This window comes from Neobacillus niacini (assembly GCF_036961885.1).
GTDB lineage: Bacteria > Bacillota > Bacilli > Bacillales > Cytobacillaceae > Neobacillus > Neobacillus niacini_H.
The window spans coordinates 28,235-43,486 of sequence record NZ_JBALNQ010000012.1 but is presented as its reverse complement, the minus strand read 5'-3'; the positions used below and the strand labels follow the sequence as shown (position 1 = coordinate 43,486).

Genomic DNA, 15,252 nt, shown 5'->3' with positions numbered 1-15,252 from the left:
TAGTTTTCAAAGAACAATTGTTATTCGCAGAAGAGCTTGTCTCACTATGGGGCTCAAAAGCGACCTCTTTAATTTAACATATCCTGCATCTCGATGTCAACAAGCTTTTCAAATTCTTTTTTTCTGTTGTTTGACTCTCTCGAAGAGGACAAGAATTAATATAACACGATAAAAATATGATTGCAATATAATTTTATAGTTTTTTTTGATTCGTATCACTTTATTGTTGTTTGACACAAAGGTTCGTGTCAGAATAAACAATATGCTCCTTTCAAAAGATAAATCAAACATTATAAGGAGCATGAAAAATTAGTTCATGGATTTAATTATAGAAGACATTTTCTTTTTTAAACTTTGCAGGGATATCGTATTAAAGAATGAATAGGTATCATAGTATCATCTAAAATTATAATGGACGTGAACCAGATGGAGAATATTGATTACGATATATTAATAAAACTTGGCATTTCAGCAATACTTGGACTTATCATTGGACTTGAACGTGAATTAAAGAGAAAACCTGTAGGACTCAAAACAAGTCTCGTTATATCTGTTGTTAGTTGTCTGTTAACAATTGTCTCAATAGAATCTGCTTATATGTTTCCAGATTCTGATCATGTAAAAATTACAATGGATCCACTACGCCTTGCAGCGCAAATCGTTTCAGGAATTGGCTTTTTAGGGGCAGGTGTAATACTTAGAAGAGGAAACGATAGTATTTCGGGATTAACAACAGCCGCAATGATTTGGGGAGCAGCAGGAATTGGAATTGCCGTTGGAGCAGGTTTTTTTATTGAGGCATTTGTTGGTGTGGCATTGCTGATAATAAGTGTGGAATTAGTACCTTATGTAATGAAGTTCATTGGGCCAAAGCAATTACGCGAAAAAGAAATTAGTCTTCAATTATTTATTCGAGATAAAATACAAATTGAAAAGGCAATTTCATTTATTATGGAGAAAAAGTATATTATTCGCCGAATCCGTATAAAGGATTTAGATAATGGCGATCATCTCGTTCAAATATTAGTTGCGGTGGATTACCGTGAAAAGACCACCGAGGTGTATGATTCAGTTTCAAAATTAGATGGAGTCCATAAGGTTGAAATAGAAAGCATGGGAGGATAATCTCACAATTATCAAAGAAATTGAAAATTACTCTTGCAAGAACGGTATGAGAAAGTTATAATTTTTCTTGTACCATATAAGGGGGGCTTAGCTCAGCTGGGAGAGCGCTTGCATGGCATGCAAGAGGTCGTCGGTTCGATCCCGATAGTCTCCATAAGAAATAACCCTTGCGGTGGCAAGGGTTATTTTTATTTTACCTTTTATTTTTTCCTTCGCTAGACTTGGTTCTTCCTATTTCGCCAGGTCGCGTGTTCGTACGTTTCCCCTTCATCGCACCTCTTGCTCCACCTGTCGATTTACCATTAGCTTTCCCATCAGCTTTCCGGGCAAAACCACGGTTCTTATTCGAATTAAATGTTTTCTTCTTTGTTGGAGTCTGTTTTGTACTAGGTTTCTTCTCTTCACTCAATCCATCATTACCTATATTTTGCTTTTGAATCGTAATATTAAGCTCTTTTTCAATCATATCAAGTGTTGGTCGATCATCCGAGGAGTAAAAAGTGATCGCTACTCCTTTCGTGCCTGCTCTCCCCGTTCTCCCAATCCGATGGACAAAGCTTTCTGAATCTTGTGGAATGTCATAGTTAAAGACATGTGTGACACCTTCAACATCAAGACCTCTCGCAGCAACATCTGTTGCAATCAACAATTGTATATCTCCATCCCTAAAGCGTTTCATCACTTGCTCTCTTTTCGCTTGTGATAGATCACCATGAAGTTCATCACATAAATATTTATGGGATTTAAGGACCTCATATAACTTGGAGACTCTGCGTTTGGTTCTGCAAAAAATTAAGGCCATGTAGGGTCTATGTGTTTCAACCAATTGAATTAACGTTGCTTGCTTAGCACGATCGATTGTATGCATGGCAATTAACTTAACATTTTCTGCAGGACCTTGCGTTTTTTCAACTTGGACGTATTCTGGTTTACGCATATGTTTATTAGCTAAAACTCTTATTTCTTCTGGCATTGTCGCTGAAAATAGCATGGTTTGCCTTGTTTTAGGAGTCTCTCTGATAATGTCCTCGACTTCTTTTAAAAAGCCTATATGGAGCATTTGGTCTGCTTCATCCAGAACAAGAAAGGATACATTAGATAACTGAACGGTCCCTCTTCCAATATGATCTAAAAGTCTTCCAGGGGTTCCTACAACAATCTGAACATTTTTCTTTAGTTTCTTTAACTGTTTATCGACATCTTGCCCTCCATAGACAGCAAGTACATCGACTCCATCAATACCGTTCGTCAATTTTTTAAACTCATCGGTAATTTGTAATGCTAGTTCCCTTGTTGGAGTGACGACTAGTGCCTGTATATGTGCAGCTTGCAAATCTATTTTTTCTAGTATCGGCAAAATAAAAGCAAACGTCTTCCCTGTTCCTGTTTGCGCTTGAGCAATAACATCTTTACCAGCCATGACAAGTGGTATCGCCTTTTCCTGGATTGGTGTCGGTTTTGATACACCAAATTCCCTTAAATTATTTACAGTTGATTCCGAAATCCCTAAGGATATAAAATCAGGCAAAAAAATCCCTACTTTCCTTGAACCATACAAATATTTATTCCTATTAATATTGCGTGTTTAACACCAAAATAGCAAATAATTTTCACAAAGTCTGTTTTCGTAAAGATTGTTGTTAAAGTCTTAAAGCCGACTTTAACGTGGCAATAGGTATTTTTCGCCTTTGTATTTAGTTTGCAAGCTCTTTTCTTATCGAATTTTCGCTGTTTTCTGCGCAAATACAGCATAAATAATAATTTTTCTGCCTAAAAGCAACAAAGTTTAAGAAAAGAGCCTTTACAAAAAAAAGATCCTATCCGCAAGATAAGATCCTTTAAAAAGTATTAAACTGTTACCTCTGCTTTTACCCAATGATTTTCAATTGGAATTCCAGCGTCCTTTAAGGTCCTAAAAACAGGGCAGCGTTTATCAACTGCTTTTTGTAATTCAAGAATTCGTTCTTCTGACTCAGAGGTTTCTAAATATGCTTTCACAATTACATTCTGAAAGTATGGTTTTACGCTTAAATCTCCCATTAAACCTGCAAGGTCCAAACTGCCATCCACCTCAAAAGAAATACCTTGAAGATCAAACTTCATTTCATTCGAGATTAATTGTGCCATAACATTTTCACAGGCAATCAGTGATGCTAAAAATGCTGATAATGGATCAATTGCTGAATCCTTACCTCCAAATGACTCTGGCTCATCGATTGCGATTGTATGTTTTCCTGCAACCGCATCTGTCCGCATGCCAGTCCCTTTTCCTTCTACTTTCACATTCATTATTTGTCCCATTCTAGAACCTTCTTTCATAGGAATTTAGACTAAGATTGATTCACGTAATTTTTTCGCAGCTGATGACATCGCTTTTAATTTTTCAAATGCAATTTCATCACTATTCATGGGCCTTTGCGCAAATGTTCCAAATCCACAATCTGGGTTTAAATAGATTTTGTCATCTGATATGAACTTTCTAACTTCCTGTACCCTTGCTAAGATTTCATCTTCCGTTTCTACCGTTTCGGTTCGTGGATTGACAATACCAAATCCTATTTCTTTTCCGCCAAAATCTTTAATAGCGTCAATCTCGCCAGCCCGTGGAGTAGCATATTCAAGGATTAATTGGTCAACATTTACATTTGAAAAATAGGGAACCAATGGATAATAAGGACCTTTTAACAAGATTTCATCCTGAGTGCTCCAATTGCCGCGGCAAACATGGACGCCAATTTTTGTCCCTCTGCTCTGCATTCCTGCTGTAACTTGATTCATCAAGTCCAAGGCAAATACAATTTCTTCCTCGGCATCAGCCTTTGCAGTCAATGCCCCGCACATAAAAGTTCGATTTGCATTTTTCTGAGTAAAAACCAGCTCAGTCAAAACTGGCTCATCAAATTGGACAAACTCAACACCCGCAGCGATTAAATCTTCCAACTCTTCTCGTAAAACGCTGATAATATCTACTGCTAAATCTTCTTTTGTCGGATAGGCATCCTTCGATAATCCTTCAACCCACATAGACCTTGTTAAGAGGTATGGACCGGGAAGGGTAACTTTCACTGCTTTATCCGTATGTTTTTTAAGAAATAAAAAGTCATTTAGTGCAAGTGGTTTTTTTCGGCTAATTTTCCCTGTTGCCGCTGGATTGGACATTGAAAAGGCAGGTACATCTAATGTTCCAAGTATCTCTTCGAAGCTTGCTTTATCTTCAATATAATCTAGTAGCTCTGATACCATTAGCATGCGAACATTATTTAAATGCTCAGCAACAAATGAGATATAGTTATCCCGCCGTTGTTCTCCATCTGTCACAATATCAATTCCAGCATCCTCTTGCCATTTTAAGCATTGTAAGACAGCTTTATCTGCAATAGAATCAAACTCTTCTTCACCAATTCTTCCGGCACGTTTATCACGCATTGCTCGTTGTACTTCATTCGTTCTTGGCCAGCTGCCAATAACAGTGGTAGGGAATTGGGGTAAATTCACGGTTTTTCCTCCTTCTTAAAATACTATCGAAAGTTTTATGTCGATCGGGATAAGTGGATGAAGTGTTTGATAGATTGGTGACCTAGCAACCGTATTGGACCATAAATCCTCAAGTATATCTTCTGATTCCGGTGAAGATACATAAAAGGTCCCCCCGATTCGGTTAATTTTCGGACTCCCTTCTTCATCCAACTCCATGTGAAACAAGACGTTTTCTAAACCGCCTTTTAATGTGAGTTCTACATTATCAATCTCGATATTTTTACGTGATGCTTGCGCCTTGTAACCCACAGTCAAACAAGAAGCTAGCGCTGCAAGTAAATAATCAATGGAGCTTGGGGCATTTACCTTTGGACTAAAGTCAGCGGGCTGTCCAGCAATAAAAGTATGGTTTCTTGAATGTATTTTTACAGTTAAGTCCTTGTCCCCCCGCGCACGTACACTCCACTCATATCCTTTTGCTGCTTGTAAATCCATCTCTAATTCTTCTTGATTAGAGCCTTTTTTGATAAAATAGCGGATAGTATTATCACCAGGTTCTGAGCCTAGAAATTCATGGTCAACCATTCTACACCAGGCGGGAAGATCTTCTGCAACACTTCTCTCTCTGCTGCGTACTTCAAGAATCTGACCATTTGTAAGTGGGTCCATTGACTTTTTTATAATCAACAGCAACCCCGAACCACAGTCTAAATCCCCACCATCACAGATTGCATTTGCTTTATTCATGTTCCCCACCTTGCTTAATAAGTAATAGAAGCGGCACCAAGGCTAAGGAACTCTACTAATTTTGCTCCACCAACAATGGTTGCACCTTCAACAAGGTTTTCTTCATCTAGTTCTCTTTTCTTGTAACATGGGCTGCAAACCCAAAGAGTGCCGCCTGCTTCAACAAAGTTCTCCATTAATTGTTTTAAAGGAGCGAAACCGGTTTCATGAATATCATCCGCATATCCTTTTGAAGCTAAATAAGCGCCTTCAACATTAAGAAAAACAACCGTTTCTTGTCCTGAAGCAACTGCTGCATTTGCTACGACAAAACCAACTGTTGCTTTATCAGGATCATTCTTTGCATTTGTTAAACTAACTAAAAATTTTCCAGCCATTTTTTATTCCTCCGTAAATTCATATTATTTTATGTAAAAGACTAATATCAGCCTTTTTCAATATAGTAATAACTGATTTTCCCAAAATCCTTACGATCAAGCAGGGTGTGTTTTTGCATTCTGCACCATGCAGGCAGATCTTCCCTGGCACCCGGGTCATAAGAAATGACTTCAATGATTTGTCCACTATTCAACTTTTTCATGGTCAAAAACAGGTTCATAATCAACTCACCGCACCCAGTTGGTCCTGCATCATAGATATGATCTGGTATAAATTGGAGTGACATTCTTACAACTCCCAACTAATATTAATATTGTCACAGTATTTATTTCAAAAACAATTCAAAACATGGATTCAATTCTATTATAAAAAAATGTTATGATTAGATAAATTCATTTTATCTATTCTATCTATTGATATAAATCGATTTTCTGAATATGAAGGAGGGAGAGTCAATGGATTTACACCAATTGTTTGTGTTTACAAAGGTCGTTGAACATAATAGTTTTTCTAAAGCAGCTGAAGACATATACCTAAGTCAATCGACGGTCAGCTCACATATTCAAGCATTAGAAAGAACGTTAAATGTAAAGCTTTTTGACAGAGTTGGCCGTGAGAATATTCTTACCCCCTCTGGAAAGCGTTTGTATCAATGGGCATTAAAGCTTCTATTATTAAAGGACCAGGCTATGCTCGACTTAAAGGTGGGAGCCACAGAGCTCCGAGGAATGATTCGTATCGCTGCCAGTTCTGTACCTGGACAATTTATGATTCCAAAAATGGTGAAGCAATTTAGAGAACAATATCCTAAAGCAATCTTTCATATCAACCAATCATCCTCAAAGAATGTTGCCGAAAAGGTCCTTAACGGATCAGTAGACTTCGGTATTTTAGGCGAAAAGTACGAAAATGATAAGTTATGTTATATTCCTTTACTTAAAGAAAATTTAGTACTAATAACAGCACAGACCTCTGATATTGTAGGACCCGTTAATATTCATGATATCCTGAAGTATCCATTTATAATGAGAAACTCTGATTCTGGCACGAATTCGTTAATTGAAAAATTTTTGAAAAAAAATCAAATTATAAAAGATCAATTGAATATTGTTGCATATACGGAAAGCGGACAAAGTTTAATTCAATTCGTGCTTCAAGAAATTGGGATTGCGATAATTTCTGAAATGGCCGCAAGCGAATATTACGACAGAAATTTATTAAAGGTTCATGAGATCGTTGGATTTAACGATGAAAGATATTTTTACCTCGTCTATAATCTAAACAAAACGCAATCAATGTTATCTAACTTATTTATTGAGAGCGCGAATGAATTGGTTGAGCCTAAAACATTTTAAAGAATTACTTTTACTCAAACCTTGCCCAAAAATAAGAAAGAGGAGAACCATTGAAATCGGTTCTCCTCTATGTTTGTTTACTTAATTCTTTCAATTTCTTTTTATCAATTTTCCCAACATGAGTTTTCGGAAGTTCATCTACTTGAATGAATTTTTTGGGGATTTTGTACCTGCCAAGTTTTTTTTCACAATATGCTCTCAAATCCTTTTGATCAAAAGAATGTGGGTGCTTTTGAACAATAAAGGCGGCCACAATTTCGCCCCATTTGTCATCCGGGAGTCCAATTACGGCTACTTCATCAACCTCTGGGTGTGCAGCCAGCCAGTGTTCTATCTCTAACGGATAGACATTTTCACCACCCGTGATGATCATATCCTTTTTTCTTCCGACAATATAATGAAAGCCATCTGCATCCTTCTTTGCTAAGTCTCCAGTATGGACCCAGCCACCCTTTTTCGTTTCTAATGTTGCAAGTTCGTTATTCCAATAATGAGAGAAGGAATGTTTTCCTTTTATTAAAAGTTCTCCGACTTCATTTATCGCTGCCTCTTGACCATCTTCCCTTGCAAGTTTTATTGCATTAAATAACATTGGCTTCCCTACTGACCCACGTTTTACTTGTGACTCCTCAGGATCTATAAAGAAATTATTTGGTCCGGCCTCCGTTAATCCATACCCTTCCTTAAAAGCTAATCCCTTTTTTTGAAAGGCTTCGTATACCTGCAATGGACAAGGAGCGGCCCCTGATAAAAATACCTTCATAGTAGGAAAATCATTTTCCTGAAATTCTTCACTTTGTATGAGTAAATGGTACATCGTCGGTACGAGGAGAATAATCGTACACTTGTACCGCTTGATGGAGTTGATCACTTTTTGACCGGAATACTGATCACCAATTACTAATGTCCCGCCAATCATTAACACCGGAAGTGAAAGCGCATTTAATCCTCCTGTGTGAAACATCGGCATATAGTTTATCGTTACATCGTCCTCGGACAGGTTCCAGCTGAGAATGGTATTAATGGCATTCCATTGAATCGATTGGTGACTTAAGACAACACCTTTTGGTTTCCCTGTCGTTCCTCCTGTATAAATCATCGCTAGTGGATCATGTTCTAAAATCACTTCTGTATGATTATTTTCTTCTTTATGGGTTACAATCTCATCGTAGCCTGAACCACCGACATGAAAAGAAGGTAAGTTTTTTTCTAAGCTAGCAAACATGTTCTGAAACTGCTGATGGATTCCTAATAAAATAGGTGTACAATCCAGTAAAATTTCATTTAATTCATGTAAAGACAGACGCCAATTAAGTGGAACAAAAATTGCACCGATTTTCCCGCAGGCAAATAGCAAATCAAAATAACTAATATCATTGGGCGACAGAAGTGCTACCCGGTCACCCTTTTTCACACCTTGATTTTTTAACCATCCTGCCACTGAAGACGTCCGTTTATTTAATTCTCCATAAGTCCATGTCTTATTTGTATCTTCAGCAATTATTGCATGCTTATTGGGCGATAACCTTGCTCTATTTTCCAGCCAATCTAGTTCCCACCTCACCGAAAAATCTCTCCTTCACAACTAGTTGAGAACATCTTACTGAATAGTAGTTACAGCAAAGTTACAATCGAGCGGAAAGAAAAAAAACGACCATAAAAAGGCCGCTTCCTTACATCATAATCCCACCATCAACATGGAGAACAGTTCCATTTATATAATTCGATTCATCTGACGCTAAAAACAAGTAGGCATTTGCAATGTCTTCAGGTTTACCTAAGCGTGCAAGTGGAACCATTTGTTTCATTTGATCCAATATTTTTTCAGGAACCTTCGCTGTCATTCCAGTTTCAATAAAACCAGGGGCAACAGCATTCACGTTAATCCCTTTACGCCCAAGCTCTTTTGCCCATGTTTTCGTCATGCCCACCACACCTGCTTTGGTTGCCGCATAATTCGTTTGTCCGACATTACCATACACACCAGAGACAGAGGAGGTATTAATAATCTTTCCCTTTCCATTCTCAATCATCGACGGTAACACCGCTTGCGTACAATGAAACACCCCTGTTAGATTAACATCCATTACCGCTCGAAAGTCTTCGACGGTTAGTTTGGACAGCATAGCATCCTTGGTAATTCCCGCATTATTTATTAGCACGCCAATATTTCCGTAAGTTAATCGGACTTTATCGACCATTTCATCGACGCTTGTACGGTCGGTCACGTTAACCTGAAAAAAGGTCACATCAAAGCCCTTTTCCCTTAACTCTTCCGCCCTTTTTTCACCTAATTCAGTATTAAAGTCAGCCATTGCCACTTTTGCACCTTCATTGGCAAAAACCTCAGCAGCGGTTAAGCCAATTCCATTTGCTGCACCAGTAATCAAAGCCACTTTATCTTTTAATCTCATTTATACACCTCTGTATTTAGAATAGCGCAAGCGCCCTGGTCAGAGGCGTATGGCCTGGAGCGCTCCAACTGAGATAAAGGAAACACGAAGAGCCGGAGGCGATTCGATGTTGACTTATCGTAGGGCGGAGAGCGAAGGACACTAGCCGCTAGGGCGCTGGAGCTGGACAGTAACCTAAGTTCAAAAACTTATACTTTCTTATCTTTATAAAAAATCAGTCACCTCTTTTAGCAATTGTGGTAAGTCATCAACAAGCGGAGAATGACCGCAATCCTTTAACTCTACAAATGTAGCTTTTTCTCCTAAATCCTCAACTATTTCCCTAGTCATTTCAGCTGTTACAACATAATCACGGTCTCCTCTTAATACAAGAACAGGCACATTAATTTGGTCCACTAGGCCATTGCCTTCAACCAATCCATTATGGTGATGGCTAATATTAAAAGTATTATTAGAATGATGAACCTCTGCTAAATTACGCTGGGTTCTCATATCCTGTACATACTCATCATAAAGCTCTGGTGCAGGCTGTGTTTTTGTATAAATAACAGCATTCCAAATCAATTTCAATAATTCCACATTATTTGTGTCATAGGCCGTTTGGACAGGAATGGTTCGAATCAAGTCCCGTTTAATATCTTCATAGGATGAAAATCTTCGGGGTTCTTCGTTCTCACTTGTCTTGCCATCAAACGGATAACCTCTAGTCGATTCAGAGGCTAATAATAGTAACTTATTACAATAGCCAGGATAATCAGCTGTAAATTGCATAGCGACAGCACCGCCTGTTGACCAGCCAATCATGGCAAAGTCCTTCAAACCAATCTCATCGACAAACAGCTTTACATCATCCGAAAAGTCCTTAATTGAAGTAATGAGTTTGTTGTAACTTGATTTTCCAAATCCCCGTAAATCAAGCGCATACAGCTTATACTCCTCTGACATATTTTCCAAAACAAGATCCCAGTGCTTAGAAGAAGTCATATTTCCATGTATTAAAAGTAGCTTCTTTTCCCCGCCTGCACGCTCACGATAAGCAATTGTTTCTCCGTTTGTTAAATGGACCTCTTTCATCATCACATTAACCATTCAGTTCACCTTCCCCCATTTAATTGATGTTGCCCCCCAGGCATAACCAATACCAGCACTAACGAAAACAACAAGGTCTCCTTCTTTTACCTTCCCTTCCTTCAGTGCAAGTTCCAGAGATAAAATCTGATCGATTTGACCGATATGACCATAATCCTCCAAGTATATCGATTGCTGATCGGTCAATCCTAATTCTTTTAATACAAAATCATGTGCAGACTTTTTCATGTGGAGCATGGCGATATATGAAATATCGTCCTCCTTATATCCACTTTTTCTGACTGATTCCCGAACAACTTTTAAAAAATTCGCCATCGACTTTTGCTCCAGCCGCTGTTTCATCCCCTCAGGGTCAAGGACATCGAGCTTATTTAAACGTTGTTCAATTGCTTCTTTTGTAATTGGATTTTTTGTTCCACCGGAAACAACAACAACATCCTCTGAAAAAGAACCATCGGTTAGCAGCTCGGTTTCTAACAGAATGTTTTCGTTATGGCCTTTTTTTAACAGAATGGCCCCGCCTCCTGCTCCCAAGTTAAACATAAAACGGGTGCGCGGGTTCTGATAATCAATGAAATCCACGTTCCGATATCCTCCTGCAAGCAGGACCGTATTAATAGTTGAATCTGCAATCATCAAGCTTTTTGCTACTTTAAGCGCCATCACGGTTGTTCCACATCTTAATGCAACATCAAATGCCCATGCATTCAACGCTCCTACTGCTTCCTGTAATTTAATGCCGGCAGTCCAAAGTGGGTATTCCTTATGTTCCTCGCCAATATAAATAACAACATCGATCTCCAGTGGATTAATACCGGCTTTTTCAATCGCTTGTTTTGCCGCAATAATTCCCATTTCACATGTGTGATCATTTGGACCTGGAAGGTATTTTTTTTTAATCCCCATCTTTTCTTCGACAACAACAAGAGGGATACCTGCTATTTCTGCTATCTCTTTCCCGGTAATACTGTTCTCTGGGAGATACGTACCCGTACTAACAATGCCAATCTGCAAAACTTTCACCACCCTAATCTAGAGGTCTTCGACCATGGACTTCATAAAAGCTGTTGCTTCTTCAATGGACTCAAATAAAGTCTCCCGCTCTTCTTGAACATGGGTAACTTTAATTCTCCATTGTTTTTTTCCTGTTCCCTCTTCCACAGCTGCCAGTTGAAAACGGACGACGAAGGATGCAATTTGTAACGGATCCATTATGCCCCTCCTATCCAGCTAAATTTTCTTTTTTCTTTGCAGATTGCTGCCTTTTTCGTTTCCATGTAAATTTCTTCAATGTCCCGACGATTCCTAGTGGGAAAAAAATAACAACTAAAATATAGATAATGCCAAAGAAAATAATCCATCGTTCAAATATCCAGTGTTCCTTCGCCAGTTCGGTTAACCCATCATGCGCAAATTCAATTAATCCTGCACCGATAATCGCTCCCACTAACGTACCAACTCCACCGATGATCGTCATCAATAAAGCGTCTAATGTAATATCCATTGTGAAAACACTGGTATTGACATAGCGAAGTGACATCGCATAAAAGATTCCGGCTATCCCAGCTAACACACCAGAAACAACACTTGCAGCAATTTTATAATGTAATACTTGATAACCTAATGATTCTGTCCGCTGCTCATTTTCCCGGATTGCCTGAAGAACTCTTCCGAGCGGTGAGTTGGTAAAGCGCTTTAAGAGCATAAAGACAGCAATCATCGCTAACAAACAAATAAGGTAAAAATTAGTGCGGTCAATAAATAATTCTGGCACTCGAAAGGTAAATCCATCATTTCCGTATGTTAACGTCCGCCATTTTTCTGCTAAAACTAAAAATAATCCCGCCAAAGCCATCGTTAACATCGCATAAAAGTGACTTTTTAACCTTAGTGTAAGCAAACCAACAATAAAACTAACAATTCCTGTAATCAGAATGGTTGCCAGTACAGCAAAAATGAAATGAAGCATAGTGGGCTCAAAACGCTTCATGAATATCCCAATGGAGTAGGCACCGATTCCAAAAAACATCGCATGACCAAAGGATACAATTCCGGTAAAACCTAATAATAAATCGTAGCTCATCGCTAGGATGGCAAACACAAAAATTTGAGTTAACAAAATCAACATATTTCTAGATTCATAGACAAAGGGCAAGATTAACAAAAAAGCTGCTATGATCATATAAATAGCGTTAACTCTATTAGTTACAATCCATTTCATACTCTCACCCCTTCCCGCCGAATAGTCCTTGCGGCTTCACGATTAATACAACTGCCATTAAAAGCATATTCACCGCTAACGATAGTTCCGGTACGTAATAAGCCATAAATGAACCAGATAAACCTACTAGTATTGCAGCCATGACGGATCCTTTGAAATTTCCCATCCCGCCTATAACCACAACAATAAACGCTAAAATGGCAAATTCCATCCCCATTCCTGCGTGAATGACACCCGAATATGGACCGAAAAGTACACCGCCAAGTGCCGCCATCCCTGAACCAATCATAAAAACAAACATAAACACCTTTTTTATATTTATACCCAATGCCTGGACCATTTCCTTATTCATAACGCCTGCCCGAACGACCAAACCAATTTTTGTTTTTTTCAGCAAAAACTGCACACCGGAAAATACCAGTAATCCTACCACAATAATGAATACCCGATATTTAATGATAATGATATTGCCCATTTCCCAGCTTCCACTCAAATATTCTGGTGGGTTAGCCGTTAATTGATTTGGTCCCCAGATAACTTTAAGCATTTCTGATAAAACCAACATTAAGCCAAGCGTAATTAATATTTGCTGTACGTGGTTTCCGTAAACTGGTTTGATTATCCACTTTTCAGTAATGATTCCTAGTATAAAACCCGTAAGAATGGCACCAATGATACCAATTAAGAAGCTGCCAGTCGTGGAGTAAATCCATATACCACTGTAGGCACCCCAGGCAAACAATCCACCGTGGGCAAAGTTAAGTACATCCATCAATCCAAAGATAAGCGTTAATCCTGCCGCTAATAGGAAAATCAGCATGCCTGTTGCCAATCCATTTAACGTTAAATTGAATAATTGCTCCATTCAACCTTTCCTCCTTCCCCTAAGCAATCCCCAAATACTTTCGCTTCATTTCCTCATCTTCTTTTAACTGTTTCATTATTCCATTGCTAACCGTTCTTCCATCATCAATAATGTAAAAATAATCACCGATTGTACTCGCCATATAAAAATTTTGTTCCACCAAGACTATCGTTGTTTGTTCCTTCATTTGCATAATGGATTCCATCACCTTCTCCACAACAATAGGTGCTAATCCTTTACTAGGCTCATCAATTAGTAAAAGTTCGTTTTCATTCACATAGGCTCTGGCAATGGAAAGCATTTGTTTTTGCCCACCGCTCAGTAAACCACCAGGTTTTTTCCAGAACTTTTGTAAGTCTGGAAACAAATTCAGAATATAATCAAGTCGTTTAGTGGTTTCTTGATTTTCCTTTTGCATCGCTACTTTCATATTTTCTTCCACTGTCAAACCTGAAAAAATACCTTGATCTTCGGGAACATACCCAATTCCCTTTTGAGCTATGGTATAGGTAGGCAATGCTTGAATCTGTTCTCCTTTAAAGATCACACTTCCTCTTGAGGCGGGATTGAGACCCATAATCGTCCGTAGTGTTGTAGTTTTTCCGGCACCATTTCTTCCGAGCAGCACTGTGACTTCACCCTTTTTTACTTCAAGGGAAACACCTTGTAAAATATGATATTGTCCAATATGCGTTTCAATTTGATTAAGCTTCAGCAGCTCGCTCATCGCTGATCCCTCCTAAATAGGCAGACTGGACTGTTTCATTTTTCATAATTTCCTCTGGTGTCCCATCCGCCAACAGCCTGCCGTTAAAGAGCACCATTACAGAGTCTGATAAATCTAAGATCATATCCATTTTGTGCTCGATCAATATAATCGTTCGATTTCCTTGCTCCTTGATTCGTTTGATTACTTCTAAAATAGCGGGTACATCTTCTAAAGACATTCCTGCAGTCGGTTCATCTAATAAAAGAACCTCGGTTTCAAGAGCGAGAAGCATGGCCATCTCAAGCTTTCTTTTTTCTCCGTGTGCCAAATTGCTCGCTAAGGAATCTGCCTTATCGTCTAAGAGCACAAGACGTAACCACTTTAGAGCTATTTGTTCAAATTCTCGATATTTTTTATAATGAAATAACATCTGGTAACGAACTCCAGCTCTTGACTGAACTGCGAGCCTTACATTTTCCAATACCGTTAAATTAGGAAAAACATTGGTAATTTGAAAAGATCGTCCAATTCCTTCTCTCGTTCGTTTAGTCGAGGATAGTTTGGTGATATCCTTTCCCCGAAAATAAATTTTTCCATTTGAAGGCGCTAATTGACCGCTTAAGAGATTAAAGAAAGTTGTTTTTCCAGCACCATTTGGTCCAATGATTGACTTGAAGTGTTTTTCTGGAACTGAGATGCTGACAGAATCAACGGCTGTATGCCCGCCAAATGTGATTGATAAATTATTAGTTTCTATTAAGGTTGTCACCTTTTCACCACCATTCGTTTAAATAGAAATAAGGAAGAGGGTGACCAATAGGCCAAACCCTCATATTTTTTAGGGTGTGTTAACTAGGCTGTTGATTTGCGCT

Annotated in this window: 17 protein-coding genes and 1 tRNA gene; 3 read left to right on the top strand and 15 right to left on the bottom strand. The window is 38.5% G+C overall.

The features are described from left to right. Positions 1–426: 426 nt before the first annotated feature. Both V7124_RS07480 and V7124_RS07475 read left to right on the top strand, forming a co-directional pair. Positions 427–1,125, top strand: a complete 699-nt coding sequence (locus V7124_RS07480) for an MgtC/SapB family protein (RefSeq protein WP_335418560.1) — start codon at positions 427–429, stop codon at positions 1,123–1,125. Between the two features lie 81 nt (positions 1,126–1,206). Beyond that, positions 1,207–1,279 (top strand) — tRNA-Ala (locus tag V7124_RS07475). A 39-nt stretch (positions 1,280–1,318) separates the two neighbouring features. Here the strand turns inward: V7124_RS07475 and V7124_RS07470 are convergent. The 6 genes from V7124_RS07470 to V7124_RS07445 all read right to left on the bottom strand — a co-directional run bounded on the left by V7124_RS07470 (position 1,319) and on the right by V7124_RS07445 (position 6,013). Next, positions 1,319–2,653 carry a DEAD/DEAH box helicase gene (locus tag V7124_RS07470; RefSeq protein ID WP_335487631.1) on the bottom strand — a complete coding sequence of 445 codons (1,335 nt, stop codon included), beginning with the start codon at positions 2,651–2,653 and terminating at the stop codon, positions 1,319–1,321. A gap of 320 nt (positions 2,654–2,973) precedes the next feature. Beyond that, a complete protein-coding gene (locus V7124_RS07465) occupies positions 2,974–3,414 on the bottom strand; it encodes an OsmC family protein (protein WP_335487628.1) in 441 nt (146 codons plus the stop codon). A 36-nt stretch (positions 3,415–3,450) separates the two neighbouring features. Further along, the gene (locus V7124_RS07460; protein WP_335487625.1) at positions 3,451–4,620 is read right to left on the bottom strand and encodes a cobalamin-independent methionine synthase II family protein; all 1,170 of its coding nucleotides are present in this window, start codon (positions 4,618–4,620) and stop codon (positions 3,451–3,453) included. A gap of 15 nt (positions 4,621–4,635) precedes the next feature. After that, on the bottom strand, positions 4,636–5,349 hold the full coding sequence (locus V7124_RS07455; protein WP_335487622.1) for a sulfurtransferase TusA family protein: 714 nt from the start codon (positions 5,347–5,349) through the stop codon (positions 4,636–4,638). A 14-nt stretch (positions 5,350–5,363) separates the two neighbouring features. After that, entirely contained in the window at positions 5,364–5,726 is a 363-nt protein-coding gene (locus V7124_RS07450; RefSeq protein WP_335487618.1) for a DsrE family protein, read from the bottom strand. 47 nt (positions 5,727–5,773) lie between these two features. After that, positions 5,774–6,013, bottom strand: a complete 240-nt coding sequence (locus V7124_RS07445; protein WP_335418577.1) for a sulfurtransferase TusA family protein — start codon at positions 6,011–6,013, stop codon at positions 5,774–5,776. Between the two features lie 169 nt (positions 6,014–6,182). Between V7124_RS07445 and V7124_RS07440 the strand changes: the two genes are divergently transcribed. Further along, complete coding sequence (locus V7124_RS07440) at positions 6,183–7,082, top strand: selenium metabolism-associated LysR family transcriptional regulator (protein ID WP_335487616.1); 900 nt, start codon at positions 6,183–6,185, stop codon at positions 7,080–7,082. Positions 7,083–7,149: 67 nt separating this feature from the next. Here V7124_RS07440 and V7124_RS07435 read toward each other — a convergent pair whose 3' ends face one another. The 9 genes from V7124_RS07435 to V7124_RS07395 form a co-directional block, all read right to left on the bottom strand. Further along, positions 7,150–8,646 (bottom strand): acyl-CoA synthetase, encoded by a 1,497-nt coding sequence (locus V7124_RS07435; protein ID WP_335487613.1) that lies wholly within the window; start codon positions 8,644–8,646, stop codon positions 7,150–7,152. A 109-nt stretch (positions 8,647–8,755) separates the two neighbouring features. Further along, positions 8,756–9,496: a 3-oxoacyl-ACP reductase FabG gene (gene fabG, locus V7124_RS07430; RefSeq protein ID WP_335487610.1), complete on the bottom strand. Its 741-nt coding sequence runs from the start codon at positions 9,494–9,496 to the stop codon at positions 8,756–8,758. Positions 9,497–9,700: 204 nt separating this feature from the next. After that, complete coding sequence (phaZ, locus tag V7124_RS07425) at positions 9,701–10,585, bottom strand: intracellular short-chain-length polyhydroxyalkanoate depolymerase (RefSeq protein WP_335487607.1); 885 nt, start codon at positions 10,583–10,585, stop codon at positions 9,701–9,703. Beyond that, the gene (locus V7124_RS07420) at positions 10,586–11,599 is read right to left on the bottom strand and encodes a 3-oxoacyl-ACP synthase (protein WP_335418592.1); all 1,014 of its coding nucleotides are present in this window, start codon (positions 11,597–11,599) and stop codon (positions 10,586–10,588) included. A gap of 18 nt (positions 11,600–11,617) precedes the next feature. Then, the gene (locus V7124_RS07415) at positions 11,618–11,797 is read right to left on the bottom strand and encodes a hypothetical protein (RefSeq protein WP_335418595.1); all 180 of its coding nucleotides are present in this window, start codon (positions 11,795–11,797) and stop codon (positions 11,618–11,620) included. Positions 11,798–11,807: 10 nt separating this feature from the next. Further along, positions 11,808–12,806: a branched-chain amino acid ABC transporter permease gene (locus V7124_RS07410; RefSeq protein WP_335487603.1), complete on the bottom strand. Its 999-nt coding sequence runs from the start codon at positions 12,804–12,806 to the stop codon at positions 11,808–11,810. 4 nt (positions 12,807–12,810) lie between these two features. Continuing rightward, complete coding sequence (locus tag V7124_RS07405) at positions 12,811–13,671, bottom strand: branched-chain amino acid ABC transporter permease (RefSeq protein ID WP_335487600.1); 861 nt, start codon at positions 13,669–13,671, stop codon at positions 12,811–12,813. A gap of 19 nt (positions 13,672–13,690) precedes the next feature. Then, positions 13,691–14,398 (bottom strand): ABC transporter ATP-binding protein, encoded by a 708-nt coding sequence (locus V7124_RS07400; RefSeq protein WP_335418604.1) that lies wholly within the window; start codon positions 14,396–14,398, stop codon positions 13,691–13,693. Further along, on the bottom strand, positions 14,376–15,149 hold the full coding sequence (locus V7124_RS07395) for an ABC transporter ATP-binding protein (RefSeq protein ID WP_335487597.1): 774 nt from the start codon (positions 15,147–15,149) through the stop codon (positions 14,376–14,378). Before V7124_RS07395 ends, V7124_RS07400 begins: the two co-directional genes overlap by 23 nt. Positions 15,150–15,252 lie beyond the last annotated feature (103 nt).

Excerpts from the sequence above, each read along its gene's own strand:
- V7124_RS07480 (WP_335418560.1), top strand. The coding sequence starts at position 427 with ATGGAGAATATTGATTACGATATATTAATAAAACTTGGCATTTCAGCA.
- V7124_RS07465 (WP_335487628.1), bottom strand. The coding sequence starts at position 3,414 with ATGAATGTGAAAGTAGAAGGAAAAGGGACTGGCATGCGGACAGATGCG.
- V7124_RS07455 (WP_335487622.1), bottom strand. The coding sequence starts at position 5,349 with ATGAATAAAGCAAATGCAATCTGTGATGGTGGGGATTTAGACTGTGGT.
- V7124_RS07450 (WP_335487618.1), bottom strand. The coding sequence starts at position 5,726 with ATGGCTGGAAAATTTTTAGTTAGTTTAACAAATGCAAAGAATGATCCT.
- V7124_RS07445 (WP_335418577.1), bottom strand. The coding sequence starts at position 6,013 with ATGTCACTCCAATTTATACCAGATCATATCTATGATGCAGGACCAACT.
- V7124_RS07440 (WP_335487616.1), top strand. The coding sequence starts at position 6,183 with ATGGATTTACACCAATTGTTTGTGTTTACAAAGGTCGTTGAACATAAT.
- fabG (WP_335487610.1), bottom strand. The coding sequence starts at position 9,496 with ATGAGATTAAAAGATAAAGTGGCTTTGATTACTGGTGCAGCAAATGGA.
- phaZ (WP_335487607.1), bottom strand. The coding sequence starts at position 10,585 with ATGGTTAATGTGATGATGAAAGAGGTCCATTTAACAAACGGAGAAACA.
- V7124_RS07415 (WP_335418595.1), bottom strand. The coding sequence starts at position 11,797 with ATGGATCCGTTACAAATTGCATCCTTCGTCGTCCGTTTTCAACTGGCA.
- V7124_RS07410 (WP_335487603.1), bottom strand. The coding sequence starts at position 12,806 with ATGAAATGGATTGTAACTAATAGAGTTAACGCTATTTATATGATCATA.
- V7124_RS07405 (WP_335487600.1), bottom strand. The coding sequence starts at position 13,671 with ATGGAGCAATTATTCAATTTAACGTTAAATGGATTGGCAACAGGCATG.
- V7124_RS07400 (WP_335418604.1), bottom strand. The coding sequence starts at position 14,398 with ATGAGCGAGCTGCTGAAGCTTAATCAAATTGAAACGCATATTGGACAA.